General features: G+C 59.3%; 13 protein-coding genes. 6 read left to right on the forward strand and 7 right to left on the reverse strand.

Features of this window, described 5'->3' with window-relative positions; all coding sequences use genetic code 11:
- Positions 1-24 precede the first annotated feature (24 nt).
- Positions 25-1,554 (forward strand): YdiU family protein, encoded by a 1,530-nt coding sequence (locus IH881_14805; protein ID MCH7868963.1) that lies wholly within the window; start codon positions 25-27, stop codon positions 1,552-1,554.
- Here the strand turns inward: IH881_14805 and IH881_14810 are convergent, their stop codons facing one another.
- Complete coding sequence (locus IH881_14810; protein ID MCH7868964.1) at positions 1,555-2,193, reverse strand: septation protein A; 639 nt, start codon at positions 2,191-2,193, stop codon at positions 1,555-1,557.
- 327 nt (positions 2,194-2,520) lie between these two features.
- Here IH881_14810 and IH881_14815 point away from each other — a divergent pair, with 327 nt between their 5' ends.
- Complete coding sequence (locus IH881_14815) at positions 2,521-3,747, forward strand: acyl-CoA dehydrogenase family protein (GenBank protein MCH7868965.1); 1,227 nt, start codon at positions 2,521-2,523, stop codon at positions 3,745-3,747.
- A 54-nt stretch (positions 3,748-3,801) separates the two neighbouring features.
- On the opposite strand, the gene IH881_14820 is transcribed toward IH881_14815, so the two are convergent.
- The 3 genes from IH881_14820 to IH881_14830 form a co-directional block, all read right to left on the reverse strand.
- Positions 3,802-5,889, reverse strand: coding sequence for an EAL domain-containing protein (locus tag IH881_14820; GenBank protein MCH7868966.1), 2,088 nt, complete (start codon positions 5,887-5,889; stop codon positions 3,802-3,804).
- Positions 5,890-6,068: 179 nt separating this feature from the next.
- Entirely contained in the window at positions 6,069-6,836 is a 768-nt protein-coding gene (locus tag IH881_14825) for a 4'-phosphopantetheinyl transferase superfamily protein (protein MCH7868967.1), read from the reverse strand.
- A gap of 78 nt (positions 6,837-6,914) precedes the next feature.
- Complete coding sequence (locus tag IH881_14830) at positions 6,915-8,198, reverse strand: FAD-binding oxidoreductase (GenBank protein ID MCH7868968.1); 1,284 nt, start codon at positions 8,196-8,198, stop codon at positions 6,915-6,917.
- Positions 8,199-8,398: 200 nt separating this feature from the next.
- On the opposite strand from IH881_14830, the gene IH881_14835 reads away from it, so the two are divergent.
- Together IH881_14835 and IH881_14840 are read left to right on the forward strand one after the other, a co-directional pair.
- Entirely contained in the window at positions 8,399-8,791 is a 393-nt protein-coding gene (locus IH881_14835) for a response regulator (protein ID MCH7868969.1), read from the forward strand.
- A gap of 2 nt (positions 8,792-8,793) precedes the next feature.
- Positions 8,794-9,627 (forward strand): hypothetical protein, encoded by an 834-nt coding sequence (locus IH881_14840; GenBank protein MCH7868970.1) that lies wholly within the window; start codon positions 8,794-8,796, stop codon positions 9,625-9,627.
- On the opposite strand, the gene IH881_14845 is transcribed toward IH881_14840, so the two are convergent.
- Positions 9,624-10,817: an MFS transporter gene (locus IH881_14845; protein MCH7868971.1), complete on the reverse strand. Its 1,194-nt coding sequence runs from the start codon at positions 10,815-10,817 to the stop codon at positions 9,624-9,626. The genes IH881_14840 and IH881_14845 overlap by 4 nt on opposite strands.
- A gap of 295 nt (positions 10,818-11,112) precedes the next feature.
- Here IH881_14845 and IH881_14850 point away from each other — a divergent pair, with 295 nt between their 5' ends.
- The gene (locus IH881_14850) at positions 11,113-11,718 is read left to right on the forward strand and encodes a hypothetical protein (GenBank protein MCH7868972.1); all 606 of its coding nucleotides are present in this window, start codon (positions 11,113-11,115) and stop codon (positions 11,716-11,718) included.
- On the opposite strand, the gene IH881_14855 is transcribed toward IH881_14850, so the two are convergent.
- Positions 11,699-11,953 (reverse strand): hypothetical protein, encoded by a 255-nt coding sequence (locus tag IH881_14855; protein ID MCH7868973.1) that lies wholly within the window; start codon positions 11,951-11,953, stop codon positions 11,699-11,701. The two genes, IH881_14850 and IH881_14855, sit on opposite strands and share 20 nt — an antisense overlap.
- 12 nt (positions 11,954-11,965) lie before the next feature.
- On the opposite strand from IH881_14855, the gene IH881_14860 reads away from it, so the two are divergent.
- Positions 11,966-13,915, forward strand: a complete 1,950-nt coding sequence (locus tag IH881_14860; GenBank protein ID MCH7868974.1) for an ankyrin repeat domain-containing protein — start codon at positions 11,966-11,968, stop codon at positions 13,913-13,915.
- Here the strand turns inward: IH881_14860 and IH881_14865 are convergent.
- The gene (locus tag IH881_14865; GenBank protein MCH7868975.1) at positions 13,902-15,605 is read right to left on the reverse strand and encodes an AAA family ATPase; all 1,704 of its coding nucleotides are present in this window, start codon (positions 15,603-15,605) and stop codon (positions 13,902-13,904) included. The genes IH881_14860 and IH881_14865 overlap by 14 nt on opposite strands.
- Positions 15,606-16,185 lie beyond the last annotated feature (580 nt).

The following is a 16,185-nucleotide window of genomic DNA, read 5'->3' on the forward strand; positions in this document are numbered from 1 at the left end:
AACACACAGTGTTCCGGACCTCGATTGACTGATTCAACCGAATACGAAGCTGCCCCGCGCCACGCTGCCCTGGGCGGTGATTTTTTCGACGTCGTAGCGCCGGCGAGTTTTCCCGAGCATCACCTGCGCTACCGCAACGATCGCTGGGCCGCACGCGTTGGGCTGCAGTCCCTCGATGGCGAAGCCTGGCTCGATCACTTTGGCCGCTTCGCGCCACTGCCCAATAACTTCGATCAACCGCTGTCGCTTCGCTATCACGGCCATCAATTTCGCACGTACAATCCCGACCTGGGCGATGGTCGGGGGTTTTTGTTCGCGCAACTTCGCGACGCTGCCGATGGACGTTTGCTCGACCTCGCCACCAAGGGGAGTGGACAGACTCCCTGGTCTCGTGGCGGTGACGGGCGACTCACCCTGAAGGGCGGCGTGCGAGAGGTTCTGGCCACCGCACTGCTGGAGGCTCTCGGGGTCTATACCTCGAAGTCCTTCAGCCTGGTCGAAACCGGGGAAGAGCTCACCCGAGGAGATGAACCGTCACCGACTCGCTCCTCGGTGCTGGTGCGGCTCAGTCACTCCCATATTCGCTTCGGTACGTTTCAGCGTCAGGCATACTTGCAGGAGTCGGCGAACATCCAAAAACTGGTCGACTATTCAGTTGAGCACTACTTGCCCGCACTACAGGTCGATGCAGCCAAGCTCCCGGTCCCGGAGAGCCTTGCCGGATCCTTCCTCCACAACGTCGTCGAATCCTCTGCCGATCTTGCGGCCAGTTGGATGGTGGCCGGGTTCGTGCATGGGGTGTTGAATACCGACAATCTCAACATCACAGGCGAGAGCTTTGACTACGGCCCGTATCGTTTTCTACCGACCCTCGATCCTCGGTTTACGGCGGCATACTTCGACAGTGGAGGGCTCTATGCCTATGGGCGGCAACCCGAGGCCGTCGGCTGGAACCTGATGCGTCTCGCCGAAACCCTGCTCACCATCGAGGAGAAGGAACCTCTCGAGCAAGCTCTTTCAACGTTTCAGCGGAAATTCAATCGCGCGTACTGCGAGCGAACGCTTGTTCGACTCGGGCTCCGTCCGGTACCGGGCGTTGATGACTCTTTACTCGGTGTTGATGACTCTTTGCCCGGTGTTGATGACTCTTTGCCCGGTGTTGATGACTCTGCGGAGGGCGAAGACAGCCCGCAGCTAGAATTTGTGACCGCCATCTACGACTTCTTGTATGAGAGCCAGATCGGTTTCGAGCAGTTTTTCTTCGACTGGTTTGCCGGAGAGGCGAGTGCGGATCGAGCGAGCCGCAGCCCGGCGGCGGAGAAGTATGCAGGCAAGTCCTTCGCCGCTCTGAGAAAGAGGTTCGAAAAGTATCAGCCGATCGATCCCGAATCGCTCACCCACGCCTATTTTTCCCGGGAGCATCCCTGCACCTTGCTGATCGATGAAATCGAGTCTCTCTGGGATTCGATCGCGGAAGCTGACGATTGGTCGGGCTTCGAAGCCAAGCTCTCACAGATCGAGGAAATGCGCAGCGCACTCGCGTCCCGCGACTGACTACTCGTCTAGGGGCTGAGCGACTTCCGCTTGCATGTCTGTTCTTGTGGGTGTTGTTGTGGGTATTGTTGTGGGTGTTGTTGCAGGTGTTGTTGTGGGTGTAGCGGAGTCCGGCTCAGGCCCGACGCGCATGATCCAGAGCACCACGGCGGCGACGAATACGAGGGACATGCCGGTCATCCCAAAGAGTCGAAAGTTGACCCAGGTTTCCTCTGCGAAATTGTAGGCAACGTACAAGTTGCAGGCCCCGGAGAAAGCAAAGAACACAGCCCACATGTAGTTGAGCTTGCGCCACAATTCCTTGGGCAACTCGACGCCGGATCCCAGCATGCGTTCGATCAACGGTTTGTCGCCGATGTACTGACTGCCGATCAGCCCGACCGCGAGCAGCCACAATTCGACCGTTCCGTTCCACTTGATGAAGGTGGGGTCCCGGAAGATTAGCGTGAGAGCGCCGAAGGGCAGGACGAGAAGGAAGGCCATCACGTGGTTGCGATCGAAGCTTCCGGCAACCATCCGGTACCCGAGGGTCTGAATCGCACAGGCGATCATCACCGCTCCGGTGGCGTAATACATGTCGCGCTGATGGTAGGCGGCAAAAAAGACAACGATTGGGAACAGATCAACAAGGAACTTCATTTGACGGTTGTCGCCTCGCATTGAGTTCATGGTGCCGCCGCCGCACAATACCATCAATGCGCAGCAATGCCTTTGCAAACAGCACTCGACAAGTCTCGTCGGCCAGTTCGTCGAGCGATCTGAGTCTAAATTGTGTAGCGCTCGCAGATTCCTATCGCTGCACATGCATAGCGGTGCAGCCCCGGTCAAATCACGGTCCGGGAGGCAGAAAGTTGCTCATTCGGGCCCATGGCCGAGTTCAGGGGAGTGGCGACCCTGGAGCAAAGTTCTAACTTTCCTACTTCGACTCATCCCCAACCTGCGCGCCCGTGTCCGGAGAGATCATCCATGCCCATTGATTTTAGTTTTCCTGAAGAGATCGAGTTCGTGATCGAAAAAGTTCGCGACTTCATAAACCAGGTCGTTCGTCCGGCAGAGAAGACCATCGAGGAAAACGAGGGCGATCGAAAAATTCTTGTCGAACAGGTCATCATCATGCGCAAGGCCGCGAAGGAATGGGGGCTTTGGCTGCCCCACATGCCGACGGACGTGGGCGGAATGGGGTTGGGACATGTGGCGATGGCCGCTGTGTCTGCAGAAGCTGCAAAGACGCGCTTCGGGCCCTACGCACTCAACGCCCAGGCTCCGGACGAAGGCAACATGCACACGCTGTATCACTGGGCCACGGACGAGCAAAAAGAGAAATACTTGATGCCTCTGTGCAAGGGCACCGCGCGCTCTTGCTTCGCAATGACCGAACCCGAAGTCGCCGGCTCTGATCCGACGCTGATCCAAACCAAAGCCGTGCGCGACGGAGACGACTGGATCATCAACGGCCACAAGTGGTTCATCTCGGGAGCCGCCGGCGCGCAGTTCGCCATCCTCATTGCAAAGACAGAAGACAACCCCGAAGTTCGCCAGGCGGGAAACTCGGCCTTCCTCGTGGACATTCCGAGTGAGGGCTGGGAACTCGTTCGCGACATTGAAACAATGAGCGGTGGACACAACCATTGCGAGATCCGCATTACGGACCTGCGTGTTCCGAACGCGAACATGTTGGGCGGTCTCGGCGAAGGACATTTGCTCGGACAGGCGCGACTCGGCCCGGCCCGCCTCGCCCACTGCATGCGTTGGCTGGGCCAGGCAGAAGTCGCCCTCGAGATGATGATCGATCGCGCGACCAAGCGGTTCTCCCACGGCACGTTGCTTTCGGAAAAGCAGGGCATCCAATGGATGATCGCGGACTCGACCATGGAGATCTATCAGAGCAAACTGATGATTTTGCACTCGGCCTACAGGATCGATCGCAAGGAGGACTTCAAGAGCGAGGTTTCCATGACGAAACACTTCGTGGCCAATACATTGAACCGGGTGATCGATCGCGCCATTCAAGTCCACGGAGCCCTCGGCTACTCGACCGACACGCCACTGGCCAAAATGGCAACCCAGGCGCGCTGGGCGCGACTCGCGGACGGCGCCGACGAAGTGCATCAATGGCGCATCGCACAGCGTGCAATCGATACATATCTCCGGGATGGCTCGGTCAACGCAGCGACCGGTAGTTTGCCACTTTAGTCGCGTAAGCCCGGGAGGAAAAGCAGCCCGTCGGGAACCGCAACCCGACTGCGCTCAGGTCTGCGGCTTGAGACCGTCTCGCAACACCGCCGTCATTTCCTCAGCGTCCAGCGGATGCGAGAACAGATAACCTTGGAGTTCGTCACAGGATTCGCGACGCAGGAACTCGGCCTGGGTTTCGGTTTCGACTCCCTCGGCCACGACTCGCAGGTTGAGTCCCTTGGCCATGGAGAGGATTGCGGTTGCGATGGCGTGTGCTTCCGGATTGAATTCGAACGCCTGTACGAAGGAACGATCGATCTTTAGAGCGTCGACCGGAAAGCGTTGGATGTAGCTGAGCGACGAATAGCCGGTACCGAAATCATCGAGCGCGATACTCACGCCAAACTTTTTGAGTTGCTTGAGACAGCGTGAGGCCTCGGCCTCGTCGACCATCATGGCGGTTTCAGTGATCTCGATCTCGATCGATTTCGGATCGATCTTCGCCTCTTCCACGGTAGTGATCAACTTGCAGGCGAGCCGTTGCTCTCGAAACTGTTGGCCCGAGACGTTGATGCCGATTCGTTTGGGCGCGATCCCCTCGGCGCTCCAACGCGCAAATTGTGCACACGCTTCGTCGATGACCCATTCTCCAAGATCTACAATCAAACCCGACTGCTCGGCGATGCCGATGAATTTGGCGGGCGCGATCATGCCATGGACTGGATCGTTCCAGCGAGCCAGACACTCTACCGCCACGAGTTCACCCGATTTGGCGGATATGATTGGCTGGTAATGCAATTCCAGCTCCTCCCGATCGAGGGCGCGACGAAGTGCTTGGGCCAGCGTAGTGCGCTCGACGACCGCGTCGTTCATGGAGTTTTCAAAGAACTGGAAATTGTTTCGCCCTTCCTTCTTTGCGTGGTACATCGCGAGGTCGGCATTGCGCAGCAGTTCGTCCATCGTCGTCACCGAACCTGGATACAGTGCGATTCCGATACTTGCGCTGACGAAGACCTCGTGGGAATGAAAGCGAAACGGTGAATTGAGTTCTTCGAGCACGCGATGTGCGACGATGGCTGCTTCCGAAAAATCGCTGAGTCCGTCGAGCAAAATGGTAAATTCGTCTCCGCCGAGACGAGACACGAACTCGGTATCGTCATTCGTCTGCCTCGAAATGCTGTCGACGCCTCGTACGCAGTTCAGCAGACGGCTGGCGACCTGCTGAAGGAGTGCGTCACCGCTGCTGTGACCGTGGGTGTCATTGATCTCCTTGAAGCCGTCGAGATCGAGGAACAGCAGTCCCACGAGGTGACCTTCGCGGTCGGCCGCCTCCATGGCCTGGGTAAGGTGCTCCTTGAAGAGTTGGCGGTTGGGCAAGGTCGTGAGTTCGTCATAGTACGCGAGGTAGCGCGTGCGCTCCTCGGCCCTTCTGCGCTGCTCGACTTCGTGACGGAGATCGCGGTTTGTCTGCGCAAGCTGCACCGTCTGTTCGTGTTTTTGGTAATCGCTCAAGAATGCTATGGCGGTCAGAATGATCAACCAGGAAAAGACGTCTACGGAACGCTGAAGCCAGAGAGCAGAACCTCGACCGAGATCGCCGTAAAAGTGATCGGAAAGCTCAATACCGCTCGCATCGAGGGCAATGAAAACAACGACGCTCGCGGCGCCTAGACCGGCCCAGGTCCACGAGCTGCGTTTTGCGCCCATCAGGATTGCGAGCATGGGAGGCAACCCGAACCAGTGTACGATCGGTGCCTTGATACCACCCGAAAAGGCCGTAGCGACAAAGATCGATACAAATGCGAGGGCGATGACGAGGTTGGCAGCCGAGGAGATGGTCTGGTTGTGACGAAGTGCGGCTGGGAGAAAGGCCAGAATGCCGATGCTCGCGGCGAGAGCCGTAGTTGCCCAGATTGCGTCTTCCAAGGGCAGCGCCCATTGAAAGTAGACGGCGGCCTGAATCGCAAGGGCGATGTGCAGTGCCGCGAAGCCAATGATCACCCGCGCTTGTTGGAGCTGTTCCGAGTCGCCCAGCAGAATGTGGGCGGGAACGATCCGGTCGATCGTGCGCGTCAGCAACCTTGCCCTGAACGAATTCGAATCGCTCTTGATCGCGGACTGGCTGTGAGATGCAATTGTATGATCAGGGATCGACGTCATCGAAGAGCGTGTTTCCAGGTAGTAGGTACGGGGAGTGATGTTGCGAACGTGCGTACAGAACGCCTACTCGTATCGGCTCTGCCGAGCGTGGAATTGATCGTCTCCCCTCGCTCTCGGCAATTCGCAGCCAGCAAAAGGGATCAGATTACCTCGAATTGCCGCGGGGTCGGAATCTTGAATCAAAGACGCGGGGAGGTCTCGCGCACGACGATGCGCCGGGAACCGGAGGTTCCCGTACGCAGTGCTACGCCGAGGCGGTACTCGGGCATCTGCCACTGGGAGAGCGGATACACCGCCAATTGCCAGTCCCTGGGCTGGTCATCGAAGTCGGGGGGTACGTCGAGCCGTACCCTGGGCTCGTCGCAGTCCTCGATCCGCATCGTGAAGGTGTGGGGCGGGAGTTGGAACCCCTTGCCGCGCGCTTTCATGTAGGCTTCTTTCAGCGTCCAGTAGTCGGCAAAGCGACCCTGCAACGAGTCGCCGTCGCGTTTATGGAGGTCTTCCCGCTCTGGTGAGGTGAAGACACGCTTCGCCACACCGTCGAGATCCTTGACCCGATTCATTCGTTCGACATCCACGCCGCAATCGATATCCAAGCAAACAACGCAGGCCGCAAGTCCTTCGGTATGAGAGAGATTGAAGCGGAGCGCCGGGACCCCAGCGGGTCCCGAAACTTCGGGCCGACCGAACTCGCCTTCCGAGAACCGCCAGTTCTCGGGGGATACTTCGGCGTATCGCGAAAGCGAGATTCGCAGCAATGCGTGGGAGACCAGAAACAGTTTCCGGTGAACTTCGAAGTGGAAGCGCTCGTGACGATCTCGCTCAGCTTCAGATAGCAGGTCGCGGTACTCGTCGAGCTGTTGCGAATCTTCGATGTCGCGGGGCCGAGCCAGCCAGACGTGCGCCTCGGTTTTGAGATCAGTCAGCGCAACGGGGTCATGGGTCACCGGGCAAGTGTGCCGCGCATGTGCTGAAACGCCATGGCTGGGTGGGATTTCTCGCGAGGAAGTCGCGCACCATTAGAATTAAATGTGCAGATCTTCCGGGATCAACCGCGCTGGGTCGGCAAAGCGATCGCGGGAAAGAGGACTCAGGTCTACGTGTTCGAACCGGCCGGTATCGATCAGCGCCGCCATCTCCTGGCCGACCGAGTAGCTCTGCATGACGCCGCGCCCGGTAAACGAATGGGCCTCGAACAAATTGCTGAAACCGGCAACGGCGCTCGCGATTCCGCTGCAATCGGGAGTGACCGCATACAGCCCGGCCCATCCCCGCACATGGGCGCAGCGTTCGAAGCTGGACGAACGATGGGCGAGACGTCCCCAGATCTCTCGTTCAAAAAAGTCATCACCCTCGTATTCGAAATCGAAACCGGGTACTTCGCGCGGTGTCGAGTAACCGGCCAGGATGTATGAACCCTCCGGATGGAAATAAAGGCCACTGCTGTCGACGATCATTCCCATCGATTCCAGGTCCAGCCCCGGTCGAAGATCTTCCTTGTGCACATCGATCAGCGAAATCTGACGACGCACCGGCTCACTGACATCGTGAATTCCGATCTTGGCCGCGAAGATTGGCGACCAGGCGCCGAGGCAGTTCACGAGAGTGTCGCAGGAGATGTTCAGTTCCTCATCGTGGAGGTCTGCACGAATGCTGTGGCTTGTGAGAATCTCGCGGAGATTCAGTTCGTCTCGCTCGAATGACTCCTTCTTCACGCGAACGATTTCGACGCTACTGACCCGGCGCCGCACGTCGTCAGCATCGAACGAGCGCAGTGTCGTGACGCCAGCGATGTAATGGCGGTTGCAGAAGACAACCCCGAGTTTCTCAGCTTGTTCTCGATACCAACGCCTCACAGCATTGGGATTAAGCAGGCCGTCGAAGGGAGAGAACGTCGCTCCTACAATTTCGTGCATGCTACGGTCGAGAACGGGGAATCGTTCGGCCACCTCGCCAGACTGCAAGGCCTCGACCTCCAGCCCGTAGTTGTTCTGAAGCTTGCGCTTATCGAGTGCTCTTGCGTAAAAATCAGGGTCGTCATAGAGCCAGAGATAGCCCCGGGGCTGGAATCCAAAGAGCTCGGCGTGCTCGCGGAAGAACTCCAGCGTCGCCTTGCAGCTTTCGATGTTTACCGGCTGCCACCAGGTCGCCCGGGCCCCGCCGGCATTGAGCTCACTCGAGGCGTAGATACCGTTCAGATCGAGATCCACGACGACGACGTCGTCGACGCCACGGGACGCCAGGGCCCACGCGAGGCTGCTGCCAATGATTCCCCCGCCGGCGATCAAGACATTTGCGCGATCGGGCATACCGGAAGTGAACGCCAAACCCGGGTTTTCGGCCAGGGGCATTCGGCCGAGGAGGGTGGCACCACGCTTCGCGTGATCCTGGAATCTTCCTCGCCGCCCAGGATCGAGTCCAAGCCCAGGGGGCGCCAGATCCGGCGAACTTGTGAGTAAACTCCGCGTGCCCTTGGGCCGATAAACCGCAGTGAACTCACGAGGTAACCATGGCGGACAAGCTCAGACTTCTCATCGTTGACGACAGCAAGATCGCCCGTGCCCAAGTAAGCGCGATCATCGACGAGATCGATTCGGCCGAGGTCGCCGGGACTGCGAAAAATGGTCTCGCTGCGATCAGCATTGTTGAGAGCTTGCATCCCGACTTGATTTTGATGGATATCGTCATGCCGGAGATGGACGGACTTTCGGCCTTGCGTTTGATGCGCGCCACGAACCCCGATGTTCGCGTGGCGATGGTTACTTCGTTGGGCGGCTCCGGAAGCCACGCCGAAGAATCGTTTCGGCTCGGTGCCGTTCAGGTAGTTGGCAAGCCCTTTGATGCCGAACAGATCAAAGCGCTGATCGATTCTGAACTGAGTTTCCACCTGCAGGAAGATTAGTCTTGGGGATCAAGTTTTTCGGACAGTTTTTGATCGAGTTGGGCGTTGTGGATGCGACGGGACTTCACGCGGCTCTCGAACTCATGGAGCAAGAAAATCTCACCGTCGGCGATCTTGCCGTCCGGGCGGGCTTTGCGACTGAAGCCGAATGTCTCAGAGTCAATACCGAACAGCGCCGCCTGGATCGCAGGTTTGGAGAACTCGCCCAAGAAATGGGGATTCTCAATGCAGTCGAGGTGGAGGAAATACTGCTGAATCAACTCGAGACCCGAATCAACGTCGGCGATGCGCTGATTCGATTGGGGCAGATCACCCGAGAACAGTTGTCCGAGTATGAGGAACTCTTCAAACGCGATCAGGCAGATGTGGGCCGGGGCAACGCCGTCTTGCCAAAGGCCCTGGCCAATATTCGCGTAGCAAAGACTCTAGTCGATCTGTTGCCCCGATTGTGCATGCGCACGGCGCGACTCGCTGTACGGATCGCCGATGGTCAAATCTTCGTTGCGCCCGATCCCGAAACCAATCTGGTCGCCTCCGTAATGATGACAGGAAATCCAGGAGTCGAAGTGTTGATGCTGGCTGAGATTTCGTTTGCGCGAAAACTCAGCAGCGGTATCGCGGGCCTTCCGGAAGACAGCCTCAACGCCGAACTCTGTCTAGATGGCGTGGGGGAGTTTTTGAACGTGTTGGCCGGAAACGCGATGAGCGAACTCGAGACGAAAGGAGTCGAGTACCGTCTCGAAGCGCCGCGCTACGGGCACTTCCCCCAGGATGGATGGCACTTTCGCATCGCTTCGGATTGGGGAAAGGCGTCGTTGGTCCTGCTCGAGAGCTAACTCGCCGCGTCCTTCACTGATTCAGGCTCTCGTCCTGCCTCGCGCTGGCTGGGAAGACGCAGACACAGCGGAATCGTGATCAGCATCAATATACCGGCCAAGAAGAATGGCCCCCCGACGTGCCAGTCAAACAAGATGCCCGCGGCCACGGGTCCAAGCGTGCGCGCAGCAGAGGCAGCGGACTGGAAGCTGCCCATGACCGCCCCCCGCGTCGCAGCCGTAGCTTCTAGAGAAACCAGACTCAGCATGGAAGGCTGACATATCGCGCGGCCTACGGCCGACATTACGAGTGGAACCAGCAGCACCTCGATCGTAGTCGGATAGGGCACAGCGAGAAACGAAATCGCCATCAGGATCACTCCGACGAGCAGCAGGCGCTGTTCACCGTATCGTTTGGCCAGCGACCGAATCGCTCCGCCTTGAATGAGCATCATGACAAAGGCCATCAGGAACATGATGGGCCAGACATCCCAAGGCTCGTACCCGAAGCGATGGAACATGAAATAGATGAACAGCGACTCGAGTTGACACACGGCGAAGGTGAAGACGAAATTGATGCCCGAAAGTCGTCGCAGAAGCACGTTGTTTTTCAGGATTTCGAGTCGAGTTTGCGCTTCGTGTTCAATGAATTGGCGCGTCGGTTCCCGGAGAATTGGGTACGCGAATGCAAAATTGGCCGCTGCGAGCCCCGACGCGAACAGCATTGGAACCCCATAGCCAAAAACCGAGAGCATGCCTCCGATCACCGGGCCAAGGGTGAAGCCGACCGCGAAGCAGACGCCGACCATCCCCATCCAGCGCGTTCGTTCTTCGGGTTCGGTGACATCGCCGATGTAGGCCGTTGCGACGCTGATATTCGCACCGAACACGCCACCAAAGACTCGCGCAACAAAGAGCCAAAACAGCGAATCGGACAAGCCGAGCAGCAGGAGACATGCGCTGGTGCCGGCGATCGTGATCAGGATCACCTGGCGCCGCCCGATGCGGTCGGAGAGTCGGCCCCAGACCGGGGCAAACACGAACTGCATCGCGGCGTAACACGCCAGCAGCAGCCCCAGGACCCAACCCTCCGGATGCTGTTCCTTGGCGAGGTACGGAAGTACAGGAATCGCGACCCCAAATCCGATCAGATCGATCGCGATGACGGCGAGCAGGACGTAGAGGGGATTTCGGGTTCGGCGGGCGCTCATTGGGTTCTGATGGACTCTGGGGCTAAGGGACAGGTGGGCGCGGAGCATAATCCGAACACACAATTGCTGCGAGAGTGTTTGCAGCCCTCATCCCTGGGCTCCGGTCGGACGATGAGAATGAGGAACTGGTTCGTCAGCATTCATCTGCTTGCCGAACCCAAAATCTGCTGAGAGTAAAGTTATGAACTGCTCATCCTGTGGAACGCGCACGACCTCCAATCAGCGCAATTGCCCCAATTGCGGGCGAAATCTGGCCGCACAAGGCGGATCTCGGACGGGTGCCGAAAGTTCTTCTTTGGCATCGCCGAACCACGCTCTCTCTCCCTCTACCGCGAAGGCGCCTACCCCCCGAGATGGATCGCGCCAGGCGGGGACGCAAAAGACGAGCAAGAAGGGCAAGAAAAAGGCGCCCCCGAAGGACGCCCCCGAAATTCCGCTCGACTCGCCAGCCGATGATCCCGGCTCGAGCTCCGGAGCTGGCGAGACCGAAGCTGGGGTGGCTCAGATTCGAGAACAGCTGCACGATCGCCCGGACTGTATCGAGGGCGGACTCAGCATCTACACCGACGCGAAGAAAGAGCCCGTGGGTGTCGATTTCGAAACAGAGGTCGGGAAGATCGACCTGCTGGCCCGAGACGACGCCGGAGGCCTCGTGGTCGTCCTGGTCGCCAAAGAGTCTTCGCAAGATGCGCCGGTGAAGGGAAAAGATCTTGTCAGCGATGCACTGGAACGCATCGGCTGGGTTCGCAAGCATATTGCAGAACCTCAGCAAGAGGTCCGCGCAATCGTACTCCTCGGACAGGTTCCCGATGACATCAGCTATTCCGCCGCAGCAGTGGCAACGACAGTCGCCTTCAAGACCTACCGCATGGAGATCACCTTCAGCGACATCGATATCTAGGAGCCTGGACCAAGACTCGGCTGCTGGCTCCACTGCCCGTATTTGCCGGCTGCTTGGCTCGCTCCTGGTCCTCATCACGGGACTGCAAGCCTGTGCGACTTCGCCAACCCTGCAAGATGCGGTCGGCAGTCAGGATCCCGCTCGGCTGCAAGAGTATGTCGATGCCGGTGTCGACATCGACGCGCAGGATCAGCGTGGTGCGACTGCCCTGCACGTCGCCGCAGCCAAGGGACACACGCGCTGGATCGTGGCCCTGCTCGCAAGTGATGCTCGGGTCGACGTCGTAGATTCGGCAGGGGCGACCCCGCTCCATCGGGCGATCGAGGCGGGTCGAGGTGCTGCGGTCGAACTCCTGTTGTCGAGGGGTGCGGATGTCGAGCATCGCAATGGGGACGGCGCAGCTGCGCTTCATCTAGCCACGCTGCGCAGTCATGCTGCGATCGTTCACCGGCTCTTGAAAGCCGGCGCCGATATTGCGGCGGAAGACGGGAACGGCAGGAGCGCCCTTCATCTCGCTGCTGAACACGCAGCGAGCAATCTCGTCTCGAGATTTCTCGAACTCGGAGCCAATCCAGATCAACCCGCCCTCGACGGTTCACCACCTCTACACGTCGCAATTGCCGCAAAACGTCCGGCGGTGGTGAAGAAACTTCTCGACGGCAAGGCGAATCCCAACGTGCGGGGCAAAGGCTCTGAGCCCGCCCTGCATCTGGCAGTGCAAATCGGAGACCTGGACACAATCATTTTGTTGACGAGTGTCGAGCTGGATCTCGACGCACGAAATGGGCGGGGGGAAGCCGCTCTGCATCTCGCGGTAATCGCGGATCGGCGCGACATCGTGAGGGGCCTGCTGCGGCTTCGCGTGCCGGTCAATTCACTGGATGTCGAGGGCAACACGCCGCTCCACCGAGCCGCCGCACTGAAGAATCCGCGCATCGCCGGGACCCTGTTGAAATGGGGCGCGGACAGGAGTCTCGAAAACAGTGAAGGCATGACTCCTCTCGAGATCGCAAAGGATCACAAACACAAGCAAGTGATTGGCGTTCTCGAGTCAGCCCCCACCCCGCTGCAGGCGGCTGTGCGGCGAAAGGACGTCGAAGCGGTGCGTGCCGTGTTGGCGGCTGGAGCCGATCCAAACCAGCACTTCGGCGGCGGGCGAACCGTGCTCGCGATGGCCGTCTGGTCAGAGGAAATTTCCAAAATTCTGCTCGAAGCGGGAGCGCACGTCGGTCTTGCAGACGAGCGCGGCGCCACACCTCTTCAACTTGCGGCGGGAGCCGGCAAACTAAAAATCGTCGCGATGATGCTCGAAGCCGGTGCGGACCCCAACGGGGCTGATCAGCGCGGCGTGACGGCACTGCTTGCTGCGGCGCAGAATCATCATGAGGCTGTCGGGCGCGATCTACTCGCTGCCGGCGCTGATCCCGATGTGATGAATCGCTCGGGGGAATCACCGCTTTTTTTCGCCATTGCACAACATCAAACGGATCTGGTCGCGGCCCTCCTCAGCGCTGGAGCAGATCACGATAAGGTCATGACCAATGGCATGACCGCGCTCGGCTTTGCTGCCAGCATCGGCAATGAGTTCGCGGTAGCGACGCTGTTGCGAGAGGGAGCCTTGGTGAACGCCAGCGATCCACACGGGAGAAGCCCGCTCGCGATCGCCGCGACCCGGGACAATGCCTCGATTGTGAATCTCTTGCTGGGGGCAGGGGCCCAGATGGCCGCCGATCCGATGAGCAATCGACCTCACCTGATTGCGGCTCTCGAAGGTCAGCACCGAGCTGTGGCGCTTCTGTTGCTCGAAGCCGGCGCGAATCCGTCGGCGCGCAATCAGCGCGGCGACTCGGCCCTCGAAATCGCCGCCGAAACGGGATCACTCACCGTTGTCGTGAAATTGCTCGAATTGGACGCGCACAGGATCGAAGGAGCCGGGGACCGCGCCTTGCTCGCGGTGTTGCAACGGCTCGACCGGCTCGCGCGCCGCGGTGGTGCCGAGGCCCCGGGTGGTGACGCCCGGGGCGGCGAGTCGAGGGCCGCAGACCCTGCGCAGCCGGTCGCTCGATATCGGGAAGTTGCGAAGGTGCTGGTCCTTGCGGGAGCGGATGTGGATTGGACAGCGGGATCGGGAGAAAGCGCTCGCACGCTCGCCTCACGGCTGGGTCTGGACGAGGTGTTGCAACTCAGTGCGGAGTAGTTGCTTCCGTAGTTGCTTCTGGCGCGATCTTGGCTGGAGTCGATGGCTTCGCCGGGGAAGACGCTGAGTCCGGAACTGCGGTGTATTCGTTGACGACAATCGGTTCGCTCGAGATTCGTATCGTCGTTGACGCCGTTTGGGGCTTCGTCGGCACTGCCGCTGGTTCCGTCTCCGCTTCCGATTCTTCCGCCAGATCACCCGCCCACTCGGTGCTGGGCTCGGCATCGGGCAGCGTTTCTTCGCTTTCGGGAAGCTTCACGATTTTGAGCTTGGTATCGCTCACGAGCTTGTCGACACGGTCGAGAATACTGGACGCCAGCGAGGGTTTTTTGGCGACTTCTTTCGCCGGCTCGACCTGCTCCTTCGGTTTGAGACGCGTCTGCTTTTCGATCACCTCGGCGATCTTGACTTCAGCCGATTCGATCAGCTTCGTCGGCACCGGAACTCGTGAGTAGAGGGCGTACGCCAGTGCTGCCGCCACGGCCAGACTCACGACCATCGGGACTGAGCGGCGGCGCGATGGCGGCGCAAACGCCACACGGCCCATTCCAATGGGTGCTCCGACGGAGTTTTCCTGGTCGTGGAAGTCCGACTGCGGACTCTTGGCGGGTTCGTTTTCGAGTTCGAGACCGGGCGATCCTGCGTCGTGTTCTTTTTCGGCGCGTGGATTGTCGCCGGCGACTTGAAGCATCTCCGAACTGTCCTGTGTAATGAGCAGGGATGCGATGTCTTCTGCGGGCTCGAGTTGTTGTTCTCGGGCACCTCGAGTCCCGACTTCGGGGGGAGGCTCACCGAGCGCGCAGTCGTCGAGCATTTCCTGAGCGGTCATCGGAGGCCCGAATTCGCCAACAGATGACGGATTTGCCGAAGTTTCAGGATCCGCGGTTGGCGTGATTTCGTCCGGCGAATCTCCGCACAGCCTTTCGATGAAGTCGGCCGAGATCGAGTTGATTTCGTGTATCCCTCCCTCGACCAGAATCTTCTCGCAGAGTTCGTTGATGGCGCGGGGAACGCCGCCGGTGTTGCGATGAATGGCCAGCAGGGCTTCTGCGGTAAACAGCTCGCCCCCCGCCCAACCCGCCTTTGCGAGATGCTTCTCGACGTAATGGCGCAGGCCTTCCGCGGGAATTGGCGAAAACTGCAACTGCAGGGTGGTGAACTTGTCGAGCCACCAGAGCAGGGGGATCTCGGTGCCGGCGGCCGCGGCATCGAGGTTGGCCAAGATCACGCAGTGCAGCAGTTGTTTTCCGTCGTCACATTTGTACTGCAGCAAAATATCAAGATGATCGAGTGATTTGTGGCTCAGCGTTTCTGCCTGGTCGATGACAAGGATGAGATGCTTAGAACTTTCTCGGGCCGCGAGGAGTGCTTTGCGCGAGATCGCACCTCCTTGAAGACCGAATCGCTTCGCAATCGTGGCGCGAACCTCTGTCCATGGTTTGCTTGGATCGAGGACCACCGCGACCTGGGCAGAATCCGCGAGCAACTTGGGCAGTGCACGACAGAAACTCGTCTTGCCGACACCGGAAGAGCCGGTCAGGCAGATGCGAGGTGAGTCTTCCGCCAGCCCTTGCTTTACTTTGGCGAGTGCACCGCGAAGCGACTTCGTTCCCAGCACCACTCCCGGCTTCGCCTTCCCGCTGCCGAAGGGCGAGGCGTCGAATTGGTAGAAGCGAATGTACGCAGCCATCAGGTGTTTTCCTCTGCTCATCGCTTTCGAAAATCGCGGACCGGTCCCGAATTCGCACGCCGGGAATTGGACCTTGAATCGGCTAAGCGGCCATTTTTCCTGAGGAATTTCGGGTCAAGAGCCCATCTTCCCGGAAGTCGGGCCGAGCGATTCGGATGGGTAGTTCTGGAGCTGCACGAGAGGGTCGCGGGTCGGCAAGAGACCGCAGAGCCCGCACCAGAGAACACCTCGACTGGAATGCGCGCCGCTCGTGGCGACTGAAGCGATTGTGGCCGTCTCGCAGATGCTGCGCGCCAACAAGCAGATAGCCGGCAAGACGGTCCACGAAGTGCGAGCAAACATGAATGCTTCGGAGCGACGGCCTTGCCGCCGAATGGGCCACGGCCCCCGATGCTGCTGAAAATCGAGTCATTCTGTATTTCGAAGCCGGCGGATTATACTTCGGCGCATGTCTGATCGTCCCAATGCGGCCTTGTCTTCCATCGCTCGGCCGCTTGCAGCGATCGCGATCTGCGGATGCGCGCTGCTCTTTGTGATCCCTCTTGCGACTCGTTGCCTCACCATGGCAGACGAGGGCTAC

The sequence above is a fragment of the Myxococcales bacterium genome (genome assembly GCA_022563535.1).
Lineage (GTDB): Bacteria > Myxococcota_A > UBA9160 > UBA9160 > UBA4427 > DUBZ01.

Excerpts from the sequence above, each read along its gene's own strand:
- IH881_14865 (MCH7868975.1), bottom strand. The coding sequence starts at position 15,605 with ATGGCTGCGTACATTCGCTTCTACCAATTCGACGCCTCGCCCTTCGGC.
- IH881_14815 (MCH7868965.1), top strand. The coding sequence starts at position 2,521 with ATGCCCATTGATTTTAGTTTTCCTGAAGAGATCGAGTTCGTGATCGAA.
- IH881_14845 (MCH7868971.1), bottom strand. The coding sequence starts at position 10,817 with ATGAGCGCCCGCCGAACCCGAAATCCCCTCTACGTCCTGCTCGCCGTC.
- IH881_14835 (MCH7868969.1), top strand. The coding sequence starts at position 8,399 with ATGGCGGACAAGCTCAGACTTCTCATCGTTGACGACAGCAAGATCGCC.
- IH881_14830 (MCH7868968.1), bottom strand. The coding sequence starts at position 8,198 with ATGCCCGATCGCGCAAATGTCTTGATCGCCGGCGGGGGAATCATTGGC.
- IH881_14810 (MCH7868964.1), bottom strand. The coding sequence starts at position 2,193 with ATGAAGTTCCTTGTTGATCTGTTCCCAATCGTTGTCTTTTTTGCCGCC.
- IH881_14820 (MCH7868966.1), bottom strand. The coding sequence starts at position 5,889 with ATGACGTCGATCCCTGATCATACAATTGCATCTCACAGCCAGTCCGCG.